Here is a 14,442-nt window from a genome sequence, read left to right on the forward strand (position 1 = left end):
ATTCAAGAATATAAAACTATACCTATTAATTCACATTCTTTCCTCTTTATATTTGCTATCACTTTTTGCACCTTACGTAGGGAATCTTTTCGCTTTTTGACTGCTAAGACCACTCCATCGCATTTCCCTGCAATCATGTGCGTAGCAGGAAGCTCAAATACTTCAGAGGAATACAAGAAAATATAATCAAAATCTTCTTTCCACTTCGCCATTACATGATCAAATTCATCCGTAGCAACTAAAGGCGTTCCGGTGTGTACTGTTTTTTGGGCAGGAATACAATATAAGTATTTAGATAAATTACTAGAAAAAGATTCATAACTACAAGGGGAATCGTTTATTATATCGTTCACTGTTTTCGTATAATTGCTTTGTAATAGTAGATGTAGTTTAGGATCAGAAAAATTCACGTCGATAAGTAACACCTTTTTTTTCATCTCTGCAAACACTACCCCTAGATTTACTATAAGCGACGCGATAACACCTCTATCCTTCGTTGAAGTAACTGTGAACACTTGTTTCCCCGATTTTTTCAACTCGTGATACACCGTATAAAACTGCTCTTTCATAAAAGCATCATGCGGATTAAATGGCAGCTTTTTCTTTGTCTTAAACATCGACATGTTCACCTCGATATATAGATGATTGCGCATCAACTTCTGTAGATTTCTTTTTTCTATTCGGTTTCATATTTATGTGACCAATAACAGATACTGTTGTTATTTTCTCTAAATCTTGTTCCACGTATATACGCTCATCAAAATAATCTCGAAATACAGCTAAACCTATCCCAACAAAAAAACTAACAATTAAAGAGATAGGAATGATAAGTTGAAATTTCGGAAACAACTTTTCAGCTTTTTCCTGTAACTCAGGGTCAGTTAATATTTTTATCCCCTGTACATTCGTATACTGTTGAAAGCTTTTTTGAGATTGTTCTGCCAATGACTTTACAATTTCTTTGACGATTGTAGGATCCGAATCTTTTACTGTGACAGTAACGATTTGTGAGTTGTCCATATTCACCACTGAAATTTTTTGTGCTAATTCATAAGTTGATTGCTCTAATTTCAAATTTTTTTTAACCGTTGAAATAATGAGTGGACTTTTTAATATATCAACATACGACGTTACAAGTTGCTTATTTTCCTGTGTTTTATTCACTGCATTTTCCTTATTAAACCCATCTAAATTCCCAACGAGAATTTGCGTTGAATATTGATACGAAGGCTTTAATATATACATAGAAATAAGAATTAAAGAAACTGTTACACAACACATCGTCAAAATAATTGTTACTACTCTTCTTTTCAATAGCTGCTGAAAATCCTTCATACTAATTTCTTGCTTCAATTATTTCACCGCCTTTGTTTGAATGACATCCTGCAACTCACTTTCTGCAGATAGTCTTTTCTTTTCTAAATTCGATTGCTTTGTTATATACTTTCCGATCCTGAATGCAAATTTTTCTACAAACAAATAAGAAATTATTGCTAGTATAAACGAAAGAATGAGCGATAACATTAAAACAATAGGTAACGGAAATATTTCATGAAGCATATACACTAGGGAAAATAAAGATATGATGTGGTATAAATAAAGACTGTAAGAAATCTTCCCCAAATATAACAAGTATTTATTACGTAGCAAGGATGACAAAGTTGATACTGACAAGCTTAATATGACAAATAAACATGCACTTATCGCTACTACGTAGTCTCGAAATATAAAATTATTAAGCAAATTAATTTCTCCAACAAGCCCTTCATACATATAAAGTAAAACCGCAAATAAAAACCATGCAATTTTCTCATTTTTAGTACGATTACTATAAAAAACTATTAAATTATTTTTATATTTCGCAACTAGTGCTCCTAGTAAAAACAGCACTGTGTAATGCAGAGTTAATGCATAACTAGTTAATGTTAAACTTGAGTGAAATAAAAATAAAATCACGACAGAACATATACTAAAACTAAACAATGACAATAATGAATACCTCAACGTTTTTCGTAAACAAACCATCAAAACTATCGGAAAAATTATCGATATTCGCATTTCATGAACAAGTGACCAAATTACGCCGTTATATGCATCTGTATTGTATTTCCCAATTAATAAAATATGTTGCGCTATTAAGCTTAAAGAACTTTCAATCGTCCATGAGCGATTAAACCATTCACTTAAATTAGAAATACCATATTTACTCATTGTAGTCTGGCATAAAATAGCTATAATTATTGCTACGATATATGGAATATAGATTCTACATATACGCTTTAAAAGGAATAATCCATAGCTATCGTAGTTTTTTTGAATGGATCTATACAAAACAAATCCACTCAAAACAAAAAAGATAATAACAGATTCGTTACCACTACTAAAAATTAGACGAGCAGGTGTTTCTTTTAATAGATAAATAACAAATGGTTTATTATCTTCATAACTGTAATTTTGAAATACTGAAAAAATCATTAAATGATGGCCAATCATTACTATCAATGAAGAAATTCCTCGTATAGAATCCAGTTCTTCATACCTATCCATCGTTTTACATCAACTCCTACTGAAATGATAATAATCATTTCAAAGCGACACCATTATTCATATTCCTCTCCTTTCTTTTCATTCCAATTTTTCATATTAAAATGATTTTATAGCGTAATTTTGAATGTATTGTAACATTTTTTGTAATATTATGAATAGTGAATCTTCAAAATTGATATATACCAATTACAACCTCGAAAAATGAATAATATTGACAGAAAAACACTATAAAAACATCTTGCATAGTTACAAAATTAAAGAGAGGAATAGAGTTTTTTCAATATAAAATAAAAAAGATAGCCTTTAAAGGCTATCTTTTTTATTTTATTTAATTATTGGCACCACTATATGCTACATGTCGTTTCTCAATTCTCTCTTCAATTTCTTTCATATTTTCTTTATTATTTAATAGTGATTGTTTATTTTCAATTAATAATTGTTTAAAAGATTTTCTCACTTTTTTTCTCATTTTCATTGTCCTCCTTGGGGGATGATTTATATAAAAGATAAGGAATTATCTGTGTGCCCTTATAATAATTGATTGTTGTGAATTCCATTTGAACTTCATATGAAAATTTCATTTATTTTCTGACAACTTTGTGAACATACAAAAATGTGATCATCCTAAAACCATTTTGAAATGCTTCATTTCATTATAAAAGTTGCTATTGTCATCAACTTCTATCAATATATTTTGTCGAAACATTTATATATTTAAAATTGAGTTCGATATAATTTTATTTACTACGATACTGTTCGTAAAAACAAAAAGAGAGGTGTTATATAAGTCAAAGTTTGACTTATATAACACCTCTCTTTCAAAACTATTTATAGCATATTGATTAATATTTCAGGTCTTCCCCAATTCATTTCTTCACAAACGAATCTAAGTTTTTCTTCATCCATTGTGTGTAATCCTTCTTCTAGTAAACATGAAATTGGAACTTCACAATGAATTTGTGCCAATTGTAATGAAATATTTAAGTTCTCTAAATCACTTTCAATCTTTGTGCGCTGCGCTTTCGTTAATGTTGCTACATTTTCTAGTACGTTTGCTACTGTTCCATGCTCTTGAATCAATTTATACGCTGTCTTTTCGCCGATACCTTTTACACCTGGGTAATTATCACTCGTATCTCCCATAAACGCTTTCGCATGCACGATTTGCCACGGCTCTACGCCTTTTTCTTCCATGATTTTCTCTGGTGTGTAATATTCGTAATTTCCAATTCCTTTGCGCAAGAGCATAACTGTAACGTTCTTATCAACAAGCTGAAGTAAATCCGTATCGCCTGTTAAAATATAAACTTCCGCTTCATTACAGTATTGTTTTGCAAGCGTACCAATACAATCATCCGCTTCATACCCTTTCATACCGATAACTGGAATAGACAATTTTGCAGTCATTTCTTGAACTAAATCAAATTGCGGAATTAATTCTTCAGGCGGCGCTACACGATTCGCTTTATAATTCGAGAACGATTCTGTTCTAAATGTCGTACTACCCATATCCCAGCATGTTACGATATGTGTCGGTTCAATTGCTTGCATAGCTGTTAATAAATGTTTCATATAACCATGAATCCCATTTGTAGGGGTACCATCTTGTCGTTTCATAAATTGTCCGTAGACACTTGTTGCGTAAAAAGCACGAAATAATAGTGCCATACCATCAACTAATAATACTTTTTTCATAATCCCTCTCCTACCAAAAAAATAATAACCCCACGTCATCACGTAAGGTTATATAAATAGATTACCATTCTACGTTTTTTCAACTTTGTCTATTATACATTGTTTTTGTATATTTAGCATCATTTACACATTAAGACGTTCTACTACAACAAGTATGAAGAATTCCTGTATACGTATTTTTCCCAGTCGAAACAACTACAGCCTTTGCATTTCCGCCAACAATATGAGTCCCTTTGAAACATACGTTTTCAAGTTCAAGTGGATTATAGTCTTTCATTCGTTTTAAAGGAATAAATCGTTTACGCTCAAGGTGATAGCAACTTTCAAATTTCTCAATACTTGCATCTTTTCCTGTTAGCACGGATTCATTTACTAATAAATCATTCGCGTAAATGATACGTACATCTGCTGGTACTGTATCACCTTCTGAAAGAAAAATCATATCCCCAGGAACAAGCTCTTGTACTGGCACATTCATCATTTTTAATTTACCGTTTAAACCTGTTACACTAGAACATTCTACTCGAGACACAGTAATTTTCTCACATTGTAATCCATCACGCACATGTTGTTTTGAAAAACCTGGAATCATTCCACTTAGCTTCATCATTACTTCCGCAATACGCGCTCTTTTTGAAATTAATTCGTTTCGGCCGTATACTTGAATACGTTTTTGTGCCTCTTTCATAGATAATCCGTCTCTTGTTGTTTTAAAATACGCAAATACAGATTTTACATCTCTCGTTGCGATTTCAATTAATAAATCTTTATTTTTTTGAAGCATTGTTTGTTCTTTCATTGATTTTTTACTTAATTTATATGACGTGTTACCCACAGTTTTGTTTGCATATAACATATTATCGTCTCCTCCTGTACAACATAGGAAGAAACGCTTTGTTTCTCAATTTATCCACTTTACCGTAACAGTGTTTAGCGCTTAAACATGCATATAAACGCTACATTATGATAAATATAGAGGGAGGAACAAGTCGTTTCCTGCCTACATCATATATTTTTGATTTGAAGTATATGGGTAACGGAACCGAGTCAGAATTTGACATGCTCCTCACCTCCTCGTTTAATTTTATAGTTTATACTATGAAGTTACTCATAGATTTGTAACAAAAAGACCCTTACTCCGAAAAGAGTAAAGGTCATGGCATACACAAATAAACGATTCCTAAACAGTTAGAAATCTACGGACCTCTCCCTCGCCGAGTTTTAGCACTGTATAGCATAGGTACATTACCAGCTACGTTAAGAAAAACCTTAATTCGATCATTCCTGTTGACCCATTGGCGTCTCTCGACATTTTTGGGCAGTAGCATTTCTCTATACAGGAGCCTCACCTAACAGAGACTTATTTTTATTACATAGAAAATGTTACTCTTATTTAAAATAGATGTCAACAGTAGCCTACAATTTTTTCGAAAGGTATGGCGAACTAACGTATAACTTATTAAAACCTTTACGTCTAAACGTAAAGGTTTTAATAAGTTATACAACCAGCAATTACAATCCCAATGGAAAGCGATAAAAACATAAGAAAAAGACCGACTGCTTGATTATCTTCTTCAAGACTTTTGTTTATATTAAAGCGTGGTGTAAGCCACTCAGCTAAATAAAAGACGATAATTTGAGCCAAAATCCCAACGGCTCCCCACGAAACCATATCAAGAAGTGAAATGGAATTAGCTGCTGTCGAATATAAAACAATAGCTAACCCAAGTAATCGTCCTCCAAGTACATAGCTTACCGCCTTATTCCCTTGGGCCATTAACTTAAATTCTTTTACTTTCGTTGTCACTTCCATGAGGAACAGACCAATGCATAAAAGGCCCAGTGTTACTGCTAAATATAATAAAAAATTAATCATATACTTTCCTCCTTTTTTATACCTACCGGTAAATAGTACGATTCATTCCCCGTAATTTTTTCCCCAGCGCGAATACCGATACTACTCGCTTTTCCAGCAATTAAAAACGAACCAAACACATACGACAGTTTCTCCATCCCTTTCTCTGTTTCCAAAGATACGACTGGAAGTTCTGTATACTTTTGAAATATCGGCAGTGACGCTTTATACGTTTGGTGTGCATTTTGAATCATAATATTTTCGTCCTTATCGCGAACGGTAATTGTGTCTCCTTCTCTACCAAATGAAGGTTTTTGAACGAAAGAACCTTTTCCCAAAAATAAATCTCGTTCTAAATATGTAGGTAACATATATTCTTTAATCCACTGTTGTTCCTCATTTGTATAAAAGGCCTTTTCTTCTGCTAACCCCCAAATAAGACACTGAATTGATTTTGGCTGAAGTAAAAATGCTGACAAAGGATTTATTATAAAAAGCTTTCCGGCTTTTACAAGTTGCAACAGTTCCACACCTACGAAGTCTCCTGTTTCAGGATCTTGATCCTCAATTAAATCTTCTATCGGATATGTTTGGCGATATAAAATATCAATCTGTACTCCATCCCTATCCACTAAAGCATCTTTTGTAATTCTAAGTTCTGACATTGGCACTACTTTATTTTCAACATGGCATAGCTGACTCAAATACATAGTCGTATTCCAATCCTCAATATGTTCATGATGTGCTGTAAAAACAACATTTGGGTTATCTATTCCCTTTGTCGCTTCCATTACGGCCTTTGTAACACCAGAAGATAGTAATCGTTCTTGACCCAAGTTTGGATCATCATAGCCTAGTTTTCCACAAACTTTTCCATTCATTTGAAAGCATTCCATAATAAAAGTTGGTGTATCACTATTAAACTCAAGCATTTTAATTTGGTTATCACTTGTTAAAACGAAATCAAATCGTGAAATAACAGATTCAGGATATAATCCTTTCATTCTAATAAACGATAAGCTTGCAGGAGGATACCCAAGTTCAAGAAGCTGTTCGTCACTTAAATTCCGCAAAAGTTTAGCAGTCTTAAAAAATATTTTCCCCATTCGTTCAGTTGCTAATTGCAATTGTTTCATAGTCTGATTTGTTATAGAGAAAACATGAAACAAACTATACTCACATTCATATAAATCCGACCAAAAATTCGGATATTTCGAATAAAACGCTTTTCGTTCTCTTATGTATTGCGACATATGTTAGCCCCCAAATCCTCCCTTTGAACCGCTTCCAATTCCACCTTTAAATTCCGCAGACGATTGATAAGATTTAAACGCCGATGAATTTTTAAAAGTGGATTTATTTTGATAGTAACTCCCACCATAAAAATAATGCCCACGATAACCTGACCTACTATCATCACACTGCCATACCCCAAGTTCATCATCCCAATCCCAATCTGAACAACTATTATCATTCGGTTTTGGGGGAAGATCTTGTGCGCAGCCAAATAAGGTGCCAGTCATTAAAGACGTTACGACACCACCTACTAGCCATTTCGTTTTTGTCACCTTCGCACTCCCCTTTTTAAATTCTATTACTATTATATAAGATAGCATGATAAAGTAGAAGAAAAAGGAAGAAGAGGGATAAAATGCGCTTAGAATATCGACTTAATGATGAAACGAAAAGGTATCCTGCTTTATGGAACTACGCAAATATTTCTAACTCTGAAATCATCGCACGCATGACGTGTGAATATTTTATAAAGGATAACAAGACATATGTTGTTACTGCTACTTCAGTAGATCCAGACGGAACAGCAGTTATATATATTCAAAAAGAAGAGTTTGCAAATGACCCTTCAGATCCTACATACTCTCACATCGGTTTTGAGGTTAGAGAACTAAGTGAAACGAGTTCAAGCATAATAGATCGGAAAGATGTATGGAACTATGAAGAAATTTTGCCATCTCTTCATTCAGACCTTATATATATTCAGCGCGACGGCATGCATATGGAGTTCGCTTTAGATTCAAGAGAGATTGATGAAGATAGAAAGTGCTATATTTATTATGGAAACTTCACAGGTGAATCCAGATAAAATAGATATATGTATGCAACAAAAAAACCTTACGTATAAAACGTAAGGTTTTTATATAGCCCCACATATGCCGTTCTCTCTAGATGTCCATAAACCTGCTCTCACAGGTGGATGCTCTCACAAATGTTTGTAACTTCCTTCTTAAAAAGATGGCATGTTAGCTACATTTAAATATTGAACTTCCATATTAAACTTATTGGTTTAAGACATGCATAAGCTACGTACACCGTAGGAATTTTATATAATGTTAGTTGAAATAAGACCCCCGCACGTGCCGCTCCTCGTAAATGTCCAAAAACCCGCTACTCGCAGGTGGATGCCCTCACAGTTACCGTACATCTTCCTCCACAAGGAAGGCTTGATGATGGTCGCTAAATATTGAGCTTCCGTATAACTAACATCGGTTTTAGACATAAATAAGTTACGTACACCGCAGGATGTATTATTTACTTGTCGTTATATTATCACATTGTTTCCAATGTGTAAAATACAAAGTTTTTCGAGCAATTTCTTGCTTGTGACCTTATTTTAATACAAATTATTTTTGCATGCAAGTGATTAATCTTCTTCTTTTGCAATTTGATTTTCTGGATAAGAAATCCAATCACTCCAGCTACCTGCATACAATTTAACATTTTGGAATCCAGCTAATTTCAATGCAAGGATATTTGGACAGGCTGTAACACCAGAACCACAATATACAATTGTTTCCTTATCTTTCGAAAGATTTCGGAATCGTTCTTGTTGTCCAGCTTCATTCTTAAATTGCCCTGATTGTACAATTCCATCCTTCCAAAAATAGTTTACTGCTGTCGGAATATGTCCTGCTTTTGGATCAACTAGTTCCTCTACACCAGCATAACGTTTTGGCTCTCTAGAATCAATTAACGTAACATCTGCACCTGCATGAATATTCTCTCTCACCGTTTCCATCGTTACAAGCATATGATCTTGTACATTTGCTTTGAATGTTTTTCGTATAGCAACAGGAATTTCCGTTGTTATCGGTAGTCCATTCTCTTTCCAAGCTGGAAATCCACCATCTAATATATATACTTTCTCATGTCCTACATAGTTTAATAACCACCAGAGACGAGAAGCATTTGCACCCGCTTGACTGTCATATGCAATTACTGTCGTATGTTCATCAATACCAGCTTGTGAAAGCTTGTCTGCAAACTCCTCAATATTCGGCAATGGATGGCGACCACCATGTTCTGTTACAGGACTTGATAAATCTAAATTCAAATCAAAATATAATGCATGAAGAATATGTTCTTCCTCATACTTTTCTCTACCCCAATTAGGATTCGCTAAATCAAAACGACAATCGATTATACGGACATTCTCATCTTCTATATGCTCACGTAACCATTCGACTGTAACTATCATCTTTAACGACCTTCTTTCTCTTGCAAACGACTTACATACTCCATAACCATTTCTTCTGTAACATATTTACGCTCTAGTGTAACACCATTTTTTGCAAGATCATTAATTTGCTTTGTTACAACATTAATGACATCAACCGAAAATTCTTTCCCATTTGACGCAAGAGATACGGCTGCTTCAATAGCTGCTTCACGCTGCGCATCTAATTGTAAACATGCTTTTACACTTTCATTTTGTTTACGAGAATGTGCTGTAATTGCTTTATGTACTTCCATCTTCTCTTCCCCCTAAATAAGTTATACGTTCTCATTCAATTCCATTGCAAGCCGAATCATATCACGGCATACAATCCCATTTTCAATAATCTCTTCTTCATAATGCTTCGAAAAGTAATCAAAATCAATAGAAAAAATACGAAATCCACATTTTTGATATAAAGCAAGTTGTGAAACACTAGAATTGCCTGTACCAACTTCAAGTTTTGACATACCATATCCTTTAGCGGTTTCTATGGCATGACTTAATAGCTTCTTTCCAATCCCTTTTCCTTGCAAATGCTCTACAACCGCAATATTCATAATTTCCATCGTCTTCGGCCTTGTTTCCAAAAGAACATATACACCGATAACTCTCCCCTCTTGCTTAGCTACATATGTTTTCCCTCTTTGTACATATGTATCAATTTGCCCCTCACTTGGATCAGCAAGTAATAATAAAGGTTTCGGTATAGCTTCTTTCGAAATATACTCTATTACTACACACATAAAAAACTCCCCTTTCTCTATTGTTCTAAACCCTCCTTGTCTACCATAAATAATAGAAAGGAGGGATTCACCATGGACAACAATGAGAAAAAGTGCAACGTCATCTCTATTGATGGAAAGAAGAAGAAAAGCGACACGTATTCCTACCCAAAATTAGTAGTAGAAAACAAAACATATGAATTTTCTTCATTCGTCTTATGCGGTGAAACACCAGACGGCAGACGCCTCGTTCTTACTCATATGATTTCTACCGATGAATTTGCTGGGTTTGTCAAATCTTTAGATACAGTATTGCAAAAGAAAATTGAACGAATCTTTTTCTCATAACGACTATATCACATAAATTTCTTTTTCAATCTCTACTAACTGCTTTTGCAATTGTTCTTTACTTTGTTCATATAGTGATACATCAATTGTTTCAGCCAATGCAAATAATACACTTTCATAATAATTCATCACATCTTGCTGCATCACTTTTTGGAATAAGTTCCATTTCAAATCCCACTCTTGCTTATAATGATGAACAAATAAATCTTTTTCATCAGCTACATAGTTTGATACGAAAGGCTCTAATACAACTTTAGCCTCTTCTTGCATGAAAGCTTTATCATTTTTTTCAAAAAAGCTTTTTTCATTTTTAAAATGCGCCAGTGCTTTTTTGAAATCTTTTATTTCAACTGAAGGGAACGGTTCTTTATGTGCAATATCTTTATATTCATAATCCACTGTTCCACTCATAGAAATTGATTCATTTTCTACTTTACAGTTCACCACAATTTCATTCTTTGCACGCTTCATCGCTTCATCTATCCATTTCTCAAGGCGTAATGATGTCGCACGCATTTCTTGTAGTAAATCATGCTGAATAAATGCTACTAATTCCATAACGCACTGTTGCAACTGCACTTTCACATTCCCATCCGTTCGCAGCGATGCTGGATTAATAAATTCAGTAAACACATCGTTATAGCGTAGGAATAGACGCTGTTGCACGTAATAAAGCAATTCTTTCACTTCATTTTGCATCGCCTGCTCTTCAGCAAGCACACTATATGATGAAATAATATGAAGTAGCTGATCACGCTCTGCTTCATATTTTTTCGTTTGCTTCTCTTTCTCTTCATTCCCCTGCTTTGCACCGTTTATCATATTTACTAAAAGCTGATCTGCTCCTTGCAATGTACCATATAAAGCATGAACAGATACGAGCATTAAATCTCTCATCATAAAGGATGTAAATGATTCCTCGAACTTAGCAATCCCAGAGTTTTGTAAAATACCGTACTTCTCTTTTTCAATATTCTTTCCTTGCTTCTCTTCAAGTGCACATAAACTTGAAATTGCAAATAAACGCGGATTTCTAATACCGTATTGCAGTAGCTGGTCTGCGATATAACCTTTTACCATTTCAAGTTCTTCTTCAGACTCTGCTAAATCGGCCGCATTAATTAAGAAAAACATTTTATCAAGTGCAAAAGTATCCTTTACACGACCAAGCTGGATTAAGAATTCACGGTCAGCACGAGAGAACACATGATTATAATACGTTACAAATAAAATAGCATCTGCGTTTTTAATATACTGGAACGCAACGTCCGTATGGCGGGCGTTAATAGAATCCGCTCCAGGTGTGTCTACAAGCGCTACTCCTTGCCTTGTTAAAGCACAATCATAATAAAGCTCCATGTACTCAACAAAACATGATTTTTCTTCATTCGCTACATAATCAGAAAACTCTTCTAATGTAACTTGTACTTGCTCCCCTAAATGAGCAGAAACCGTATCATACCCTTTTTGTACCGCTCTTAAAAAGCTAAATGTTGTTTTTTGCTTCCCAGTTGGTGAAGGATATTTCATAACTTTATCAATTTGTGCTAACGCTTCATCTAACGTAGTAATCTCATAATGAAACAACTTATAAACAGCTTTCATATCTTCTAATAGAGCTTGCTTTGATTTGAATTGAACCATTACTGTTCCGTGTGGTTTTTCCTCTGTAACCGGCAAAATTTGATTAATCGTTGCCGTCGTCGGATTTGGTGATACAGGAAGTACATTCCCACCAAGCAATGCATTGGCAAATGATGATTTCCCAGCACTAAAAGCTCCGAATAACGCTACTGTAAATTGTTTCGTTTCCACACGACGCCTTTTTTCTATTACCTCTTGCTGTACATGTTTCAGCGCTGGCAATGGCTCTAATATCGTTTCAGCTTTCTTCACTTTCTCTAATATACGCTGAATATTTAAAGCTGCTGTTCCTTTTATCTCTTCCTCACAAGCCATTACGTTATCGTTTACGCTTTCCTGCTCTTGTAGTGTGAATTTCTCACTAACAATTTGTATTTTACTTTGCAATATCTCCTCTATTTGCAAGCCTTCTGGTGTAGCAACACGCTCGTGCCAAACATTTTGCAAATAACTTTCATATGTCTCTAAATTGTTACTGTATTGCAATTGCGTTTCTTTTGCCGTTTGCAACATCGTATATTTTTCAATCTCTTCTTCAATGCGTGCAACTGCTTCCTTCACCTTTTGCTTTAAAATGACTGCACTTTTATCAAAAATTTGCTGCGCTTTTGTAAAATAACGTTTCTTCAATTCATTCGCTACATCCGCTGTATAAAGAAGTAAGTAATCACCTGTGAAACCTGCACCTTGTTTAATGACTTCAGCTAACATTTCTGGTCCAAAAGCAATTTCTAAAGCATATATGTCTTTCCCAATTTCCTCTGTGAACAATCCTTCTTCTTTTAAGAAGGCAACAATAAATTCTTTCACATGAAAATCAAGTTGCGTTTCAACAGTCTTTTGCAAAGCAGAATAAAAAGCATCTAAACGTCTCTGTTTTTCTTGCTCCGTCTTTCCTTTCGCAAACAACAAACCGACCTTAAATTTAGTTAATTTCGTTTCTAAATACGCATTTGCCAATTCTCTCATTTCAAATGGCATTAAATACGCGTTATCTAATATAGCTTGTAAGCCTTTTATAAATTCGTTTCTCACATGAGATTCTTTACTAGCCTCGCGTTGTTTAGTTTCCGTTAGCTCTTCTTTCTTTTCAACTATCTCTGAAATAGAAAGCGGCGATGCTAGCTCTTCCTCATATTTCAAAAGAGCTTTTTCATTTTCTGAAAGAATAAATGAAAAATGTTCCCCCATTAAATATTCTGTTTCTCGCTCCATTCCATCTCTTACATACTGCACTTTTTCTTTCATAATAGAAGTAATTAATGTTTCTAAGCTCCCAATTTCATTATGTGTATGGTTCATCATTCGTAATGAAGTATAATACACTCCATCTACTTCAATATCCCAGTTAGAGAACGATTGTTTTACACTATCTTTATAATCCTCAAACGATAATTCATTTTCTTTATGTTTATCTATTTGATTTACAACGAGATAAACCGTTTTATTACGTTGTTTCAATTCTTTAACAAATTGCAAATTCACTTCCGATTGGACGTGATTATAATCCATCATATAAAAAATCACGTCTGCTAGATGCAGCGTTGATTCTGTTGCTAATTGATGGGCATCATCTGTTGAATCAATCCCTGGTGTATCAACTAACATAACACCCTCAGGAATTGGCGCATCATTCCGATAAATATGAACACCAATTACCTCATCACCGTCTTTACAAATTTGTTTTAATTCTTCAGCTGAATATGCACCATCATATTCGTACTGTTCTCCAGATTTAACTGTTACAACAACACGATCCATTCCTTTTTCAATTTTGACAACGTTAGCGCTTGTCGGAATTGGACTTGTTGGTAACAACTGCGCTTTATATAGATGATTCATCATCGTTGATTTCCCTGCAGAGAAGTGACCGCAGAACGCTATCATAAGCTGTTCTTGTTTATATTTTTGAATCACCTCAAACAACTTTACACTATTCTCTGCATCGCCGTGTTTTTGCCACTCTTCATAAAAACAAACAAGTTTTTTCATACCGTTTGTCTGTACTATGTTTGTCATCCCCTTGTTCCCCTTTATCCAAGATGTATATACTTTTTCCCGCTATTTGCGAGCTCATAATCATCAGGAGATACATCCCCTCATCGATTACAGTTTCA

At 34.3% G+C, this 14,442-nt stretch carries 15 protein-coding genes, 2 other RNA genes and 1 riboswitch; of the genes, 2 read left to right on the forward strand and 15 right to left on the reverse strand.

The genetic code is table 11. The features are described 5' to 3' along the window. Positions 1–2 precede the first annotated feature (2 nt). The 9 genes from JDS99_RS07965 to JDS99_RS08005 all read right to left on the reverse strand — a co-directional run bounded on the left by JDS99_RS07965 (position 3) and on the right by JDS99_RS08005 (position 7,665). Positions 3–623, reverse strand: coding sequence for a CpsD/CapB family tyrosine-protein kinase (locus tag JDS99_RS07965; RefSeq protein WP_137035195.1), 621 nt, complete (start codon positions 621–623; stop codon positions 3–5). Then, on the reverse strand, positions 610–1,353 hold the full coding sequence (locus JDS99_RS07970) for a YveK family protein (RefSeq protein WP_098146514.1): 744 nt from the start codon (positions 1,351–1,353) through the stop codon (positions 610–612). Before JDS99_RS07970 ends, JDS99_RS07965 begins: the two co-directional genes overlap by 14 nt. Continuing rightward, a complete protein-coding gene (locus JDS99_RS07975) occupies positions 1,354–2,547 on the reverse strand; it encodes an acyltransferase family protein (protein ID WP_199694908.1) in 1,194 nt (397 codons plus the stop codon). It lies immediately after the preceding gene. Positions 2,548–2,875: 328 nt separating this feature from the next. After that, positions 2,876–3,016 (reverse strand): FbpB family small basic protein, encoded by a 141-nt coding sequence (locus tag JDS99_RS07980; protein ID WP_046955196.1) that lies wholly within the window; start codon positions 3,014–3,016, stop codon positions 2,876–2,878. A 359-nt stretch (positions 3,017–3,375) separates the two neighbouring features. Continuing rightward, positions 3,376–4,242 carry a 5'-3' exonuclease gene (locus tag JDS99_RS07985; RefSeq protein WP_149213583.1) on the reverse strand — a complete coding sequence of 289 codons (867 nt, stop codon included), beginning with the start codon at positions 4,240–4,242 and terminating at the stop codon, positions 3,376–3,378. A 130-nt stretch (positions 4,243–4,372) separates the two neighbouring features. After that, positions 4,373–5,098, reverse strand: coding sequence for a P-type ATPase actuator domain-containing protein (locus tag JDS99_RS07990; protein WP_048543464.1), 726 nt, complete (start codon positions 5,096–5,098; stop codon positions 4,373–4,375). 342 nt (positions 5,099–5,440) lie between these two features. After that, positions 5,441–5,606: riboswitch (M-box (ykoK) riboswitch) on the reverse strand. 125 nt (positions 5,607–5,731) lie between these two features. Continuing rightward, complete coding sequence (locus JDS99_RS07995; protein WP_000606860.1) at positions 5,732–6,118, reverse strand: DUF350 domain-containing protein; 387 nt, start codon at positions 6,116–6,118, stop codon at positions 5,732–5,734. After that, positions 6,115–7,350, reverse strand: a complete 1,236-nt coding sequence (locus JDS99_RS08000; RefSeq protein ID WP_088062737.1) for a glutathionylspermidine synthase family protein — start codon at positions 7,348–7,350, stop codon at positions 6,115–6,117. The genes JDS99_RS07995 and JDS99_RS08000 overlap by 4 nt, the downstream gene beginning before the upstream one ends. A 3-nt stretch (positions 7,351–7,353) precedes the next feature. Further along, on the reverse strand, positions 7,354–7,665 hold the full coding sequence (locus tag JDS99_RS08005; protein ID WP_000169026.1) for a hypothetical protein: 312 nt from the start codon (positions 7,663–7,665) through the stop codon (positions 7,354–7,356). A gap of 83 nt (positions 7,666–7,748) precedes the next feature. On the opposite strand from JDS99_RS08005, the gene JDS99_RS08010 reads away from it, so the two are divergent. After that, positions 7,749–8,198, forward strand: a complete 450-nt coding sequence (locus JDS99_RS08010) for a hypothetical protein (RefSeq protein WP_001235541.1) — start codon at positions 7,749–7,751, stop codon at positions 8,196–8,198. 54 nt (positions 8,199–8,252) lie between these two features. Here the strand turns inward: JDS99_RS08010 and ssrS (JDS99_RS08015) are convergent. From ssrS (JDS99_RS08015) to JDS99_RS08035, 5 genes are all read right to left on the reverse strand, one after another. Further along, positions 8,253–8,436: non-coding RNA, 6S RNA (ssrS, locus tag JDS99_RS08015), on the reverse strand. 21 nt (positions 8,437–8,457) lie between these two features. Further along, a non-coding RNA gene (gene ssrS / locus JDS99_RS08020) (6S RNA) lies at positions 8,458–8,640 on the reverse strand. 116 nt (positions 8,641–8,756) lie between these two features. Further along, positions 8,757–9,590, reverse strand: a complete 834-nt coding sequence (locus JDS99_RS08025; protein ID WP_064056757.1) for a sulfurtransferase — start codon at positions 9,588–9,590, stop codon at positions 8,757–8,759. A gap of 2 nt (positions 9,591–9,592) precedes the next feature. Continuing rightward, positions 9,593–9,865: a YpbS family protein gene (locus JDS99_RS08030; RefSeq protein ID WP_000451816.1), complete on the reverse strand. Its 273-nt coding sequence runs from the start codon at positions 9,863–9,865 to the stop codon at positions 9,593–9,595. Positions 9,866–9,886: 21 nt separating this feature from the next. Further along, the gene (locus JDS99_RS08035) at positions 9,887–10,354 is read right to left on the reverse strand and encodes a GNAT family N-acetyltransferase (protein WP_060489657.1); all 468 of its coding nucleotides are present in this window, start codon (positions 10,352–10,354) and stop codon (positions 9,887–9,889) included. Between the two features lie 72 nt (positions 10,355–10,426). Here JDS99_RS08035 and JDS99_RS08040 point away from each other — a divergent pair, with 72 nt between their 5' ends. Next, positions 10,427–10,681 carry a DUF3931 domain-containing protein gene (locus JDS99_RS08040; protein WP_000369740.1) on the forward strand — a complete coding sequence of 85 codons (255 nt, stop codon included), beginning with the start codon at positions 10,427–10,429 and terminating at the stop codon, positions 10,679–10,681. 3 nt (positions 10,682–10,684) lie between these two features. Here the strand turns inward: JDS99_RS08040 and JDS99_RS08045 are convergent, their stop codons facing one another. Beyond that, positions 10,685–14,344: a dynamin family protein gene (locus tag JDS99_RS08045; protein WP_199694909.1), complete on the reverse strand. Its 3,660-nt coding sequence runs from the start codon at positions 14,342–14,344 to the stop codon at positions 10,685–10,687. Between the last annotated feature and the right edge of the window lie 98 nt (positions 14,345–14,442).

The organism is Bacillus cereus group sp. N6 (genome assembly GCF_016483705.1).
Lineage (GTDB): Bacteria > Bacillota > Bacilli > Bacillales > Bacillaceae_G > Bacillus_A > Bacillus_A wiedmannii.

Excerpts from the sequence above, each read along its gene's own strand:
- JDS99_RS07965 (WP_137035195.1), bottom strand. The coding sequence starts at position 623 with ATGTCGATGTTTAAGACAAAGAAAAAGCTGCCATTTAATCCGCATGAT.
- JDS99_RS07975 (WP_199694908.1), bottom strand. The coding sequence starts at position 2,547 with ATGGATAGGTATGAAGAACTGGATTCTATACGAGGAATTTCTTCATTG.
- JDS99_RS07980 (WP_046955196.1), bottom strand. The coding sequence starts at position 3,016 with ATGAGAAAAAAAGTGAGAAAATCTTTTAAACAATTATTAATTGAAAAT.
- JDS99_RS07985 (WP_149213583.1), bottom strand. The coding sequence starts at position 4,242 with ATGAAAAAAGTATTATTAGTTGATGGTATGGCACTATTATTTCGTGCT.
- JDS99_RS07990 (WP_048543464.1), bottom strand. The coding sequence starts at position 5,098 with ATGTTATATGCAAACAAAACTGTGGGTAACACGTCATATAAATTAAGT.
- JDS99_RS07995 (WP_000606860.1), bottom strand. The coding sequence starts at position 6,118 with ATGATTAATTTTTTATTATATTTAGCAGTAACACTGGGCCTTTTATGC.
- JDS99_RS08000 (WP_088062737.1), bottom strand. The coding sequence starts at position 7,350 with ATGTCGCAATACATAAGAGAACGAAAAGCGTTTTATTCGAAATATCCG.
- JDS99_RS08010 (WP_001235541.1), top strand. The coding sequence starts at position 7,749 with ATGCGCTTAGAATATCGACTTAATGATGAAACGAAAAGGTATCCTGCT.
- JDS99_RS08025 (WP_064056757.1), bottom strand. The coding sequence starts at position 9,590 with ATGATAGTTACAGTCGAATGGTTACGTGAGCATATAGAAGATGAGAAT.
- JDS99_RS08030 (WP_000451816.1), bottom strand. The coding sequence starts at position 9,865 with ATGGAAGTACATAAAGCAATTACAGCACATTCTCGTAAACAAAATGAA.
- JDS99_RS08035 (WP_060489657.1), bottom strand. The coding sequence starts at position 10,354 with ATGTGTGTAGTAATAGAGTATATTTCGAAAGAAGCTATACCGAAACCT.
- JDS99_RS08040 (WP_000369740.1), top strand. The coding sequence starts at position 10,427 with ATGGACAACAATGAGAAAAAGTGCAACGTCATCTCTATTGATGGAAAG.
- JDS99_RS08045 (WP_199694909.1), bottom strand. The coding sequence starts at position 14,344 with ATGACAAACATAGTACAGACAAACGGTATGAAAAAACTTGTTTGTTTT.